Raw genomic sequence first — 12,605 nt, 5'->3', positions numbered from 1 at the left:
ACTCTTCACTCTTGCCATCATCCTAGAACTGTGTACGCTATAAACACGAGTTTATGACATACACAGTTCTTACTTGGAGGTCTCGATGTCAGGAACGATCCCAGCAATCTCGGTCCGCGGACTACGTAAGCGCTACGGCGATCAACAAGTACTGGGTGGACTCGACCTGTCGGTCCCGGCCGGATCGGTGTACGCACTCCTCGGCGCGAACGGCGCCGGAAAGACCACGGCCGTAAGAATTCTCACCACCCTCATCCCCTTCGACGGAGGCGAGGTCACGGTCGCGGGGCATTCACTGCCCGGAGATCCACAGAACGTTCGGCGGCGCATCAGCGTGACGGGGCAGTACGCGGCCGTCGACACCTTGCTGACCGGATTCGAGAACCTGACCCTACTGGGCGAACTGAATCACCTGGGCCGGAAGAACTCCCGTCGCCGTGCCGAGGAATTGCTCGACCAGTTCGATTTGACGGACTTCGGCGACAAACGCGCCGGCGACTACTCAGGCGGCATGCTCAGACGACTCGACATCGCAATGAGCCTCGTCGCCCGACCGGACGTCGTCTTTCTCGACGAACCCACCACCGGCCTGGACCCGCGGAGCCGCCACGAAATGTGGTCGATCGTTCGAGAACTTACAGCGTCAGGCGTCACCATCTTCCTCACCACCCAATACCTCGACGAGGCAGACGAATTGGCCGATACAGTCGGCGTGCTGAGCGGCGGTCGCCTCGTCGCCGAGGGAACACCGGACGAACTCAAACGCCTTGTTCCCGGCGGCCATGTCGCTCTGCAATTCGAGAACCTGGCCCAACTCGAACTCGCCGCGGCATCACTGCCGCAGGCGCATTCGAATGCCGAGACCTTGACCCTGCACATCCCTTCCGACGGGGCGGTTCCGTCGATCAAAGCCATCCTCAACTCGATCGACGATCCGTCGATCACCGTCGAGAAGTTCTCCGTTCACACTCCGGATCTGGACGACGTGTTCTTCGCGCTCACCGGATCAGGCCAACCCGAGATTGCGAGCGTTCGATGACCTCCACCATTGCAATCGATTCCGCGGTGATGCTCCGCCGGAATCTCAAACACGTTCTGCGCAGTCCGGATTCGATGATCACCGCGATAGCCCTTCCGGTCATGCTCATGCTGCTGTTCGTCTACGTCTTCGGCGGCGCCATCAACACCGGTAGCGAGTACATCGACTACGTCGTGCCAGGAATCATCCTTCTGTGCGCCGGATTCGGCGCCTCGACCACCGCGGTCAGCGTCTCGAGCGACATGAAGGACGGGATCATCGACCGTTTCCGGACCTTGGCGATCTCTCCGTCGTCGGTCCTGACCGGTCATGTACTGGCCAGCGTCGTCCGCAACGTCCTGACTACGGCGATCGTGGTCGTCGTTGCGCTGATCATGGGATTTCGCCCGACCAGCGATCCGTTGCGCTGGCTCGGCGTCGCCGCTGTGATCGTCGCCTTCGTCTTTGCCATGTCGTACCTCTCGACAGCTTTGGGGCTCTTGGCCAAGAACCCGGAGGCTGCAAGCGGATTCACCTTCGCCATCATGTTCCTGCCCTACGTCAGCACTGCTTTCGTACCGGCTGAGACCATGCCGTCCTGGCTGCAGGGATTTGCCCGGCACCAACCGGTAACCCCGATCATCGAGACGGTGCGCGGACTCCTGATGGGCACGCCGATCGGGAACAGCGCGGCCATCGCCCTCGCGTGGTGTCTGGGCATCGCCGCCGCGGGATTCGTGTGGTCGAACTGGCTCTACCGACGAAAGACCGCGAGCTGACCACACAAGAAAGCCCCACACCTGACGGTGCGGGGCTGCTTGTGCTGTGCGCCTTTATTAACCGCGGGGGGTTAATAAAGGCGCACAGTGAATTACTTGGCTTCCAGCAGGTCGATCACGAAGACCAAGGTCTTGCCGGAAAGCTGGTGCCCTGCACCGGCGGGGCCGTATGCCAGCTCCGGCGGAATGGTGAGCTGGCGACGTCCGCCGACCTTCATGCCCGGGATGCCGTCCTGCCAACCCTTGATCAGGCCACGAAGCGGGAACTGAATGGACTCGCCACGGCTCCAGGAAGAGTCGAACTCTTCACCGGACTCGAACTCGACACCGACGTAGTGAACGTCGACGGTGCCACCGGGAACGGCTTCGGCGCCTTCTCCGACAACCAGATCCTTGATGACCAGATCGGTCGGCGCGGGGCCTTCCTGGAACTCGATTACGGGCTTGCTACTCATGGGTCCTCCTCGTTGAGGCGAATATAGGGGGCAGAAAGCTAGCGGGTTGTAATATCGCTAGGTCCGCGTCAGCGGGACGTAATGTCTCTGTAGTCACGCTCGGTGTAGCCGGTGTAGATCTGGCGCGGGCGGCCGATCTTCGTAGCCGGATCCTCGTGCATTTCACGCCAGTGCGCAATCCAACCGGGCAGACGGCCCATGGCGAACAGCACCGTGAACATGCGCGGCGGGAAGCCCATCGCGCGGTAGATGAGGCCGGTGTAGAAGTCGACGTTCGGGTAGAGCTTGCGCTCGATGAAGTAGTCGTCCGTGAGGGCGGCCTCTTCGAGTTGCATTGCGATGTTGAGCAGTTCGTCGTCGCCGCCGAGCTTGGCGAGGATGGTGTGCGCGGTTTCGCGGACCAGCGCAGCGCGCGGATCGTAGTTGCGGTAGACGCGGTGCCCGAAGCCCATGAGCTTCACGCCGTCTTCCTTGTTCTTGACCTTGCGGACGAACTCGGCTGCGGTGCTGCCGCTGGCCTTGATCTCGTCGAGCATCTCGAGCACTGCCTGGTTCGCGCCACCGTGCAGCGGGCCCCACAGTGCGTTGATGCCGGCAGAGACGGAGGTGAACAGGTTGGCGTCCGACGAGCCGACCATGCGCACGGTCGACGTGGAGCAGTTCTGCTCGTGGTCCGCGTGCAGGATCAGCAGCATGTCGAGTGCCTTGGCGACCTCGGGATCACCCTGGTACGGCTCGGCCGGGAAGCCGAACGTCATACGCATGAAGTTCTCGACCAGGTTCAACGAGTTGTCCGGGTACAGGAACGGCTGTCCGACGGACTTCTTGTACGCGTACGCAGCGATGGTCGGCAGCTTCGCAAGAAGACGGATGGTGGACAGTTCCACCTGCTCCGGATCCTCGGGATCGAGCGAATCCTGGTAGTACGCCGACAGTGCGTTCACTGCGGACGAGAGAACCGGCATCGGGTGAGCGTTGCGCGGGAATCCGTCGAAGAACCGCTTGAGGTCCTCGTGGAGCAGGGTGTGTCGACGAATGCGGTCCGTGAAGGACTCGAGCTGGGCGTCGGTCGGCAGTTCGCCGTAGATCAGCAGGTAGCTGACCTCGATGAACGTCGACTTACCTGCCAACTGCTCGATGGGATATCCGCGGTAACGCAGGATTCCCTTCTCACCGTCGATGTATGTGATTGCAGAACTGGTGGATGCAGTGTTCACAAAACCGGGGTCAAGGGTGGTGTACCCCGTTGTGGCCAGCAGCTTTCCCAGCTCGATGCCGTCATTGCCCTCTGTTGCCCTGGCAATGGACATCGTGTACTCACCACCGGGGTAAGTAAGCGTGGGCTTTGTGTCATTGTCAGCGGGCACGAAGGATCCCTCTCAAGCTCGAACCAACGAGTAACTACATGCGATCAACTAGAAACTAGTCGCACGGGAGAGATCGTGCCGAAGGAGGGTCGCTCCACGGCTATTTTTCGGGTACTCACGAACCCGACATACCCACCGAAACTGAAACACGTTCCAGGCTGGGTTTTCCCACTCGCATGACCGGTACTCCAGTCTACGGAATCGCGCATTTACCCACACTGATCTGCAAATCTCGGCAGCTATCCGAGAATGGGACCAATGTCGGACCGTCCGGAGCACTGACACGAGGTACCGAAAACCGATCGTTATCGCCTGATGCCTACTCGGCGTTACACGATCCCACGGTATGAGAGCCGGATCACAGAGCCTTGATGCCCCAGCTACCCGTCCACGTCTGCCCCGGGTGAAGCACCAGGAGGTCGATGCCCGAATTGAAGGCGTCAGGCGGGCAGGTCATCGGTTCCAAAGCCAATGCGCGGCCGCGATCGGGATACCCCTTGTCGTTGGCGGGATCTGCGATGAAGGCCTGAATCCACGGGAACTCGCGGTTGGTCCACAGGGCAGTGCCCGTTCCATCCGGAGCCAGCAGCTCATGTTGCGTCCGACCACTGCCGTCGACGACGTCCAATGCGCTGTACGGCGTGTCCAACTGAACCCCGTCGAGCGGTCTCGGTGTCCGGAAGTCGTAATCCGTACCGGCGACTGCCTGCGAATACGCGTTCGGCAGCATCCTCGCCGGATCGATCGGCAACCGCGTGCCTGCGGCCAGATGCAGTGCACATTCGTCGAGCGGAAAGTCGCCGGCGCGAATGAAGGTGTGCATTCCGAGCCCGAACGGAGACGAGGTCGCACCCTTGTTCGTGGCCGTATGCGTGACGGTCAACCCGTCGGCACCGACCTCATAGGCGATCGTCAGCTGCAACGGATACGGCCAACCCTTGTGCAGTCCGACGTCCACCGACAGTTCGACGCGCTCGTAGGTGTGGTCCACGAGGCTCCAATTGCGACGACGGACGAACCCGTGGCTCGCGTTCCCCAGCGCAGGTTCGGTGATCTCGAGTTGATGCTCGATCCCGTCGAACATGAAGTGCCCGTCGCGAATTCGGTTGGGCCACGGCGCGAGAACCAATCCGGCCGACAGCGGCGGCTTCGATCCGAGTGCCCAGGTCTCGGTCAGCGCGCGCTGACCGTTCGGTCCTTCGTGGTCGAGAAGCCGCAACCCGGCACCGGCCGCGGCGATCTCGGCTCGATAGCCGCCACCACGGATCTCGAACCCTCCCCTACCCGTGCTGTGCGGCGCAGTCATACGTACCAGTTTCCACCACGAGCGACCGGTTAACCAGGACGTCAGACGGCGCGTCCCACCTTGTAGCGAACGAACGCCGGAAATGCGAGGGCAGAAAGGACAACACCGACAATCACCAGGAAGCCGCCGCCCGCTGCCGCGACACCGGTCCCGAACAGGAAGGCCGCACCGCCGTGCAGGACGTCACCGATACGCGGACCACCAGCCACGACCACGATGAACACGCCCTGCAGTCGTCCGCGCATGTCGTCGGTTGCCACTTGCTGAAGCATCGTGCTGCGGAATGCGGCCGAGACCATGTCGACGGCGCCGCCGAATGCCAGGAACGCAACCGCCACCCAGAGCAGAATCACACTGGAACCGGGACTCGCGAAGTACACCGCTACTCCGAAGCCGACCATGGACAGCCCCCACAGTGCGATGCAGACCAGCACGGCCCGCCCCTGGTACTGAACCCGTGGCAACCAACCCGAGAACACTCCGCCCAGAACGGCTCCCACCGACATCGCCGCGAACAGCAGTCCGAGCGCAAAACCGCCGCTGGCGGGGTCACCGAAGGATTCGTGTGCGATCTCCGGGAACAGTGCTCGCGACATCCCGAACACCATCGCGATGATGTCCACCACGAACGACGCGAGCAGAACCTTCTGCGTCGCGAGATACGTGAAACCGCCCAGAACCTCGCTGAGCCCGGCCCGCCGAGACGTGCCGGTCGGCGGAATCGCCGGGAGCTTCCACACTGCCCACAACGTGGCGATCAGAAAGATCGAGTCGAGCAGGTACAGCAGTTGCAGACCGGCCGACGGTATGAGGACACCCGCCAGTAGCGGGCCGGCTATCGCACCGAACTGCACGACAGTCATGTTCAGCGAGTTCGCGGCAGGTAACTGCCTGCCCGGGATCAACCGAGGGATGATCGCCGCTCGCGTCGGTTGGTTCACCGCGAAGAACGCCTGTTGAACCGAGAACAATCCGAGCACCAACCACACGTTGTTCACGTTCAGAGCAGCCTGGATCCAGAACAGCACCGACGTGACACCGAGTCCGACCGAGGTGATCATCAACAGCCGTCGTCGATCCATGACGTCGGCCAGTGCGCCGCCCCACAGACCGAAAACGACCAGCGGGACCAGACCGAAGATTCCCGTCAGACCGACGTAGGCCGAGCTTCGGGTGATCTCGTACACCTGTTGCGGTACGGCGACCACACTGAGCTGAGCGCCGATGACGGTGACGATGCCGGCCGTCCACAGCCGTCGATAGTCGCGATTCTCGAGCGGAGTCGTGTCCGCGAGTAACCGGCTCACGGCTGGAGACGGACGGCGGACCACTGTCCGTCGACCAGGCTCGTGCGAACTCGATTGTGCATGCGGTTGGCGCGTCCTTGCCAGAACTCGACGGACTCGGGCCGAATCAGAATCCCGCCCCAGTTCGGTGGCACCGGAATCTCACCGTCCACGCCGAATCGCGCGGCGACCTCACGCAGTTGCTCGTCGAGATCGGCACGCGAGTCGATCGGACGAGACTGCGACGACGCCCACGCGCCGAGCTGCGATCCACGAGGCCTGGTTCGCCAATAATCCTGCGTCAGTTGAGCACTCACGCGCTCGGTGGTGCCGCGGACGATCACCTGCCTGGCAAGGGTCAGCCACGTGAAGTTGGCCGACGCGTACGGGTGCGCGTCGAGGTGACGAGCCTTGTCGGATCCGTAGTTGGTGAAGAAGAGGACACCGTCTTCGCTGAGCCCTTTGCAAAGCACGGTCCGCGACGCCGGACGGCCACCGTCGTCCACCGTCGACAGAGTCATGGCGTTGGGCTCCGGCGCGTCAGCTTCGACGGCGTCCACGAGCCATTGACGCATGAGGGGCAGCCAACCGGTCTCGACGACCGAGGTATCCAATTCCGCACTCATGCGGTCCTCGACGGACTCCGATTCGCTGCCTGCTTGCGGATAGCCCACACGCATGGCCGCGAGTTCGTTGTCCACCGCCTGCGGGTCCTGACGTTCATTCGACACAGCCGAGAACGCTACTCCCGGGTACTCACTGGCCAACGGCTACGCGGCACGCGCTAAAGTTTGCCGTGGCTAGACCCGACCCGGACCGCGAGCCGCACCAGCGACAGCAACCGAATCGGGACGAGACGATTGCGCAGTACAAAACACGGTGCGTGCTCATCCCTGCGAGCACCGAGGCGCAGTCACTGAAGCTGAGGCAGTGCGACTGTAGACCTGGCGCACTCGAACGAGGAGAGTCCACGAGAATGGCAGCGAGCGCAGCAATACCGGACGATTTTGTGAGCGGACTCGAAGGCGTCGTCGCCTTCACCAGCGATATCGCAGAACCCGACAAGGACGGCGGCGCACTGCGCTACCGCGGTGTCGACATCGAAGACCTGGTCGGCCAGAGGGTCACCTTCGGCAACGTATGGGCCCTTCTCGTCGACGGCCGCTTCGGCCCCGGCCTCCCGCCGGCCGAGCCCTTCCCCCTCCCCATTCACACCGGCGACGTCCGTGTCGACGTCCAGGCCGGACTGGCGATGCTGGCTCCCATCTGGGGATACCAGCCGCTCCTCGACATCGATGACGAGACCGCCCGCGACCAGCTCGCCCGCGCATCCGTCATGGCACTGTCGTACGTCGCGCAGTCCGCTCGCGGCATCTACCAGCCTGCAGTCCCCCAGAGCCGCATCGACGAGGCCAAGACGGTCACCGAGCGCTTCATGGTTCGCTGGAAGGGTGAGCCCGATCCGGCACACGTCGAGGCAATCGACGCGTACTGGGTCTCGGCAGCCGAGCACGGCATGAACGCCTCCACCTTCACGGCCCGCGTCATCGCCTCCACCGGCGCCGACGTCGCTGCCTCGCTTTCCGGCGCCATCGGCGCGATGTCCGGCCCGCTGCACGGCGGCGCACCGGCCCGCGTTCTTCCGATGATCGAAGAGACCGAGAAGACCGGCGACGCCCGCGCACTGGTCAAGGGAATCCTCGACCGCAAGGAAAAGCTCATGGGCTTCGGACACCGCGTCTACCGCGCCGAAGATCCCCGTGCACGCGTGCTCCGCGCTACCGCGAAGCGCCTCAACGCTCCCCGCTACGAAGCTGCCGCAGCTCTCGAGCAGGCTGCACTGGCAGAACTGCGTGAGCGTCGTCCCGATCGCGCGATCGAGACCAACGTCGAGTTCTGGGCCGCCGTCATCCTCGACTTCGCCGAGGTTCCCGCGCACATGATGCCTGCCATGTTCACCTGTGGCCGCACCGCCGGCTGGTGTGCACACATCCTCGAGCAGAAGCGTCTCGGTAAACTGGTACGCCCGGCCGCCATCTACACCGGCCCGGCGCCCCGTACTCCGGAGTCGGTCGAGGGCTGGGACCAGATCAGCCACGCGTAGTACCCCGCTCGAATTCGCCAATCACGGTAGTACAGAACACAAGTGAAGGAACAGAAAGAAGCGATGACCTCCACACCGATCATCCCCGCCGACCTCAAGCCCGCCGACGGACGCTTCGGCTGCGGTCCTTCCAAGGTTCGCCCCGAGCAGCTGCAGTCCCTGGTCGAGGTGGGCGCTTCGGTGTTCGGCACCAGCCATCGCCAGAAGCCGGTCAAGAACGTTGTGGCCAGCATTCGTTCCGGCCTCGCCGATCTGTTCTCACTGCCCGAGGGCTACGAGGTCGTCCTCGGCAACGGCGGAACCACTGCGTTCTGGGATGCGGCCGCATTCGGCCTCATCCGCGAGAAGTCGCTGCACCTGACCAACGGCGAATTCAGCTCCAAGTTCGCTTCGGTCGCCAAGGCCAACCCGTTCATCGGTGACCCGATCGTCGTTTCCGCCGATCCGGGCAGCGCACCGGTGCCGGTCTCCGACCCGTCCGTCGATCTCATCGGCTGGGCGCACAACGAGACCTCCACCGGTGTGTCGATCCCCGTCTCGCGCCCCGCGGGTTCGGAGAACGCACTGATCGCCATCGACGCCACCTCGGGCGCCGGTGGACTTCCGGTCAACGTCGCCGATTCCGACGTCTACTACTTCGCTCCGCAGAAGTGCTTCGCCGCAGACGGCGGACTGTGGATCGCGCTGATGAGCCCGGCCGCCCTCGAGCGCGTCGCGGAGATCAAGGATTCGGGACGCTGGACTCCTGACTTCCTCTCACTGCCCATCGCCGTGGACAACAGCTCCAAGGATCAGACGTACAACACCCCGGCCCTGGCCACCCTGTTGCTCTTCGCCAACCAGATCGAGTGGATGAACAGCAACGGCGGCCTCGACTGGACCACCGCACGCACCGCGGATTCGTCCTCGCGCCTGTACAACTGGGCCGAGGCCAGCGAGTTCGCAACGCCGTTCGTCGCTGATCCGGCACACCGCTCGCAGGTTGTCGGCACCATCGACTTCAAGGACGACGTCGACGCTGCCGAGGTGGCAAAGATCCTGCGCGCCAACGGAATCGTCGATACCGAGCCGTACCGCAAGCTCGGCCGCAACCAGCTGCGCGTCGGCATGTTCCCGGCCATCGACCCCGATGACGTCACCGCTCTCACCAAGAGCATCGACTGGGTCGTTTCTCAGCTCGGCTGATTTTCATACTGCTTCACCGCTCGGCCCCCGACATGATGTCGGGGGCCGAGCGTCGTTTGCGCCAGGCCTTGTGAGCTACCACACCGGTGGTCGGATCCGAGGTCATCTCGCCCTGCGTGTCCTGCCGAGTCCATGGTCACGAATGAATTACAGTTGAGCGCGGCGCAAAGTCGCGAGCCGGCGCGATAAGGAGGTCAATGTGCGAGAGCTTCGAGTGATCGGACTTGAACCCGATGGATCGCATGTGGTGTGCGCAGATGCTGAAACCGGCCAGAAATTCCGGCTTCCCGCCGATGACAAACTTCGTGCAGCTTCCCGCGGAGACGTGGCTCGACTCGGCCAGATTGAGATCGAAATGGAAAGCCAACTCCGTCCCCGCGAAATTCAGGCGCGCATTCGTTCCGGTGCTTCCGTAGAGCAGGTCGCCGAAGAAGCGAAGATCCCCATCAGCAAGGTCGAGCGCTTTGCGTACCCCGTTCTGCTCGAGCGTTCCCGCGCCGCGGAAATGGCGCAGGGCGGACACCCGGTACGCGACAACGGCCCGACGGTTCCCACCCTCTCCGAAATCGTGACCCACGCATTCCGCGCCCGCGGCCACAGCATCGACGAGGCCACCTGGGATGCCTGGCGCGACGAGGACAATCAGTGGGTCGCGCAGTTGCAGTGGCAGGCCGGCCGCACCACCAACGCCGCACACTGGCGCTACCAGCCCGACGCGCACGGCGGAACGATCGTCGCACTCGACGACGCGGCATTCGACTTGATCGATCCCGACTTCGGTCGCCCGCTCCGCGGCCTGGTACCGGTGGTTTCGAACGAGCCGCAGCAGCTTGAACTGTCCCGATTCGACGTCGAACCGGTGGCGGAGATCGAGCCGGAGCCCGCAGCAGTTTCCGAGCGAACAGCAGTTTCCGAGCGGACAGCAGCTTCCGAGCGAACGGTGGTGGCGGAACGAATCGTGGCGCCCGAGCCGATTGCTGTCGAGCCGGAAACAGTCGTCGACGAAGAGGTTCCCGAGCCTGCGCCGGACGTGACCCCGAAAACCGCTCCGCAGCAGACGCAGACCAAGGACAAGCGCGGACGGCCTGCTCTTCCCTCGTGGGACGACGTACTCCTCGGGGTCCGCAGCAGCGGTCGCTGACCCGAAGGAAAGTATTCTTCTTTCGAGCGAGGCTGAGGAGAGAGGGCTGCCGGTGGCTGCACGGGTATCGACGATCTGGTTTCTGGGCGGCGCAGACGCTCGCACCGAATTGAGCAAGTACCCACAGCCGGATCAGACCGAGGCGCTGAAAATCGCCATGTCGCTGTACCCGGACAAGGAGTTCGAGTCTCTCGGCCCTCAGCCGCTGTCGATGGCCGCGACGGTGAGCCCCGGCTACGTCTTCGTCGGCGCGTACGGCCGAGTGAGCGTCGTCTGCAGTTCCGAACTCAGCACATTTGTCCCCTCGAAACTGCCTGAGTCCTGGCACCTTTCGGCCGAGGGTGGCTCGACGCTGTTGATCAGCTCCGTCCCCGAAACCGCGCAGGGTTCGTTTGCACTGTGGGAGAACGGCGAGCTACGACGCTCGTTCAGTGCCATCCCGATCGACATCGTCGAAAATCTGGGGATCCCGCAGACGTGGGAACTGGAATTCTGGGCCGGCAACCATCCCCTGCGTTACCCGCCCGGGATCCTGCCCGATCCGCAGTCACTTCCGTTCCACCCGCAGCAGTTCGCGGAGTCCGCCAACCTCGAGTGGCTGGGATTCCGATACACCGGCGCGCCGCGAGAACACGAACTCGACACAACGCAGATTCTCCTGTGGGGCTTCAAGATTCACCGCCCCGGCGAGGCACCCAAACCTGCGCCCCCAGCTCCCGTACCGGTACCCGAGCAGGCGCCGACAGAGATACCCATGCCCGAAAACATGCCGCCGATCCACGACGCACCCGTGGCCAAGCCGCGCGGTCGCCTCGCCCGGTACTTCGGGTTCAAGTAGCGCGAACAAGCATCACACAGTCACGCGGCTATCGCTGCGATCCACCCGAGCGGAACGCCGACTACCGCGCCGTAGACCACCCATCGCCACACGGGGACGGCTCGCCAGCGCCAGACGGTCGGCGCAAGTCCGCCTACCGCAATGATATTGACGACAACCGCCAGGAGCACGTTCACGTTGCCGAGCGCGACGCAGAACGCCGCGACGGCGCTGGTCGAGAGCATCGCGGCGAATACCGACACCGCGATTCCGGTGAACCAGGGCGTGCGGTCCAGAGTCACCGGCCGGTCCTGACACGTTCGTAGAAGGCCATCGCCGCTGCGGTCGCGACGTTGAGCGAATCGGTACCAGGTGCCATCGGTATCTTGGCACGAATGTCGGTGGCCCGCATCGCATGTTCGGTCAGACCTGGCCCCTCGGCGCCCAGCAGTAGCGCCACCTTCTCCCCGGTCATCGCATCGGCCAAAGTGACCGCTTCCGGATTCGGAGTCAAGGATATGAGCTGAAAACCGTTGCCACGCAGCTCATCCAAGTCATGTGGCCACTTTGCCACATGCGCGAAGGGCACTCGCAGCACGTGCCCCATCGACACACGGACCGACCGCCGGTACAGCGGGTCAGCACAACCCTTCCCGAACAGAACGGCGTCGACGCCGAGCCCTGCAGCGTTGCGGAACATCGAGCCGAGGTTCTCGTGATCGTTGACGCCTTCGAGGACCACGACGGTCTTTGCGTCCTTCAGCACGTCCGAGACCGCGAGTGGTGCCGGGCGCGCTGCTGCAGCGAGGACGCCACGGTTCAGGTGGAATCCGACGACCTCGGCCATCACTTCGGCGCTCGTACGGTAGAACGGCACGTCCACACCGTCGAGATCGTCAGCGAGCTCCAGGAGCCGTCGTTCGACGCCGAGAAGACTGATCGGCTGGAACCGCGACGTCAGCAGTCGCTGAGTGACGAACACTCCTTCGGCGATGACCAGTCCCTTGCCCTCCGGCAGGTCGGGGCGCCGATCCGAGGAGTTGAGATCGCGAAAGTCATCCAACCGGGGGTCGGCGGGATCTGAGATGTCGATGACGTGAACCACGGGTCTATCGTGCCGTACGCACCGCGGGCCCCCGCCACTACT

The 12,605-nt window shown here is 63.5% G+C and carries 13 protein-coding genes; 6 read left to right on the top strand and 7 right to left on the bottom strand.

What is annotated here, in order from left to right; all coding sequences use genetic code 11:
- Positions 1–85: 85 nt before the first annotated feature.
- Entirely contained in the window at positions 86–1,039 is a 954-nt protein-coding gene (locus QM596_RS06715; protein WP_283308421.1) for an ATP-binding cassette domain-containing protein, read from the top strand.
- Positions 1,036–1,797: an ABC transporter permease gene (locus tag QM596_RS06710; RefSeq protein WP_019744912.1), complete on the top strand. Its 762-nt coding sequence runs from the start codon at positions 1,036–1,038 to the stop codon at positions 1,795–1,797. Before QM596_RS06715 ends, QM596_RS06710 begins: the two co-directional genes overlap by 4 nt.
- Before the next feature lie 92 nt (positions 1,798–1,889).
- On the opposite strand, the gene QM596_RS06705 is transcribed toward QM596_RS06710, so the two are convergent.
- The 5 genes from QM596_RS06705 to pdxH all read right to left on the bottom strand — a co-directional run bounded on the left by QM596_RS06705 (position 1,890) and on the right by pdxH (position 6,942).
- The gene (locus tag QM596_RS06705) at positions 1,890–2,252 is read right to left on the bottom strand and encodes an FKBP-type peptidyl-prolyl cis-trans isomerase (protein WP_019744913.1); all 363 of its coding nucleotides are present in this window, start codon (positions 2,250–2,252) and stop codon (positions 1,890–1,892) included.
- A 68-nt stretch (positions 2,253–2,320) separates the two neighbouring features.
- Positions 2,321–3,619, bottom strand: a complete 1,299-nt coding sequence (locus tag QM596_RS06700; protein WP_003940509.1) for a citrate synthase — start codon at positions 3,617–3,619, stop codon at positions 2,321–2,323.
- 358 nt (positions 3,620–3,977) lie between these two features.
- Complete coding sequence (locus tag QM596_RS06695) at positions 3,978–4,925, bottom strand: aldose 1-epimerase family protein (protein ID WP_046379061.1); 948 nt, start codon at positions 4,923–4,925, stop codon at positions 3,978–3,980.
- A 41-nt stretch (positions 4,926–4,966) separates the two neighbouring features.
- Entirely contained in the window at positions 4,967–6,232 is a 1,266-nt protein-coding gene (locus tag QM596_RS06690; RefSeq protein WP_046379062.1) for an MFS transporter, read from the bottom strand.
- Entirely contained in the window at positions 6,229–6,942 is a 714-nt protein-coding gene (gene pdxH, locus QM596_RS06685) for a pyridoxamine 5'-phosphate oxidase (RefSeq protein ID WP_042952686.1), read from the bottom strand. Before pdxH ends, QM596_RS06690 begins: the two co-directional genes overlap by 4 nt.
- Positions 6,943–7,187: 245 nt before the next feature.
- Here pdxH and QM596_RS06680 point away from each other — a divergent pair, with 245 nt between their 5' ends.
- The 4 genes from QM596_RS06680 to QM596_RS06665 all read left to right on the top strand — a co-directional run bounded on the left by QM596_RS06680 (position 7,188) and on the right by QM596_RS06665 (position 11,479).
- Positions 7,188–8,315 (top strand): citrate synthase 2, encoded by a 1,128-nt coding sequence (locus QM596_RS06680; RefSeq protein ID WP_003940025.1) that lies wholly within the window; start codon positions 7,188–7,190, stop codon positions 8,313–8,315.
- Positions 8,316–8,378: 63 nt separating this feature from the next.
- Positions 8,379–9,500 carry a phosphoserine transaminase gene (gene serC / locus QM596_RS06675; RefSeq protein WP_029536908.1) on the top strand — a complete coding sequence of 374 codons (1,122 nt, stop codon included), beginning with the start codon at positions 8,379–8,381 and terminating at the stop codon, positions 9,498–9,500.
- 199 nt (positions 9,501–9,699) lie between these two features.
- Positions 9,700–10,641 (top strand): septation protein SepH, encoded by a 942-nt coding sequence (gene sepH, locus QM596_RS06670; RefSeq protein ID WP_019744919.1) that lies wholly within the window; start codon positions 9,700–9,702, stop codon positions 10,639–10,641.
- Between the two features lie 52 nt (positions 10,642–10,693).
- Positions 10,694–11,479, top strand: a complete 786-nt coding sequence (locus QM596_RS06665) for a DUF6928 family protein (RefSeq protein ID WP_046379063.1) — start codon at positions 10,694–10,696, stop codon at positions 11,477–11,479.
- 20 nt (positions 11,480–11,499) lie between these two features.
- Here the strand turns inward: QM596_RS06665 and QM596_RS06660 are convergent, their stop codons facing one another.
- Positions 11,500–11,760: a DUF2537 domain-containing protein gene (locus QM596_RS06660; protein ID WP_019744921.1), complete on the bottom strand. Its 261-nt coding sequence runs from the start codon at positions 11,758–11,760 to the stop codon at positions 11,500–11,502.
- The gene (locus QM596_RS06655; RefSeq protein WP_019744922.1) at positions 11,757–12,563 is read right to left on the bottom strand and encodes a TrmH family RNA methyltransferase; all 807 of its coding nucleotides are present in this window, start codon (positions 12,561–12,563) and stop codon (positions 11,757–11,759) included. The genes QM596_RS06660 and QM596_RS06655 overlap by 4 nt, the downstream gene beginning before the upstream one ends.
- Between the last annotated feature and the right edge of the window lie 42 nt (positions 12,564–12,605).

Source organism: Rhodococcus sp. IEGM 1406 (genome assembly GCF_030056745.1).
Classification (GTDB): domain Bacteria; phylum Actinomycetota; class Actinomycetes; order Mycobacteriales; family Mycobacteriaceae; genus Rhodococcus_F; species Rhodococcus_F erythropolis.
This window is presented reverse-complemented; position numbering and strand designations above follow the sequence as displayed.

Excerpts from the sequence above, each read along its gene's own strand:
- QM596_RS06710 (WP_019744912.1), top strand. The coding sequence starts at position 1,036 with ATGACCTCCACCATTGCAATCGATTCCGCGGTGATGCTCCGCCGGAAT.
- QM596_RS06705 (WP_019744913.1), bottom strand. The coding sequence starts at position 2,252 with ATGAGTAGCAAGCCCGTAATCGAGTTCCAGGAAGGCCCCGCGCCGACC.
- QM596_RS06715 (WP_283308421.1), top strand. The coding sequence starts at position 86 with ATGTCAGGAACGATCCCAGCAATCTCGGTCCGCGGACTACGTAAGCGC.
- serC (WP_029536908.1), top strand. The coding sequence starts at position 8,379 with ATGACCTCCACACCGATCATCCCCGCCGACCTCAAGCCCGCCGACGGA.
- QM596_RS06680 (WP_003940025.1), top strand. The coding sequence starts at position 7,188 with ATGGCAGCGAGCGCAGCAATACCGGACGATTTTGTGAGCGGACTCGAA.
- QM596_RS06695 (WP_046379061.1), bottom strand. The coding sequence starts at position 4,925 with ATGACTGCGCCGCACAGCACGGGTAGGGGAGGGTTCGAGATCCGTGGT.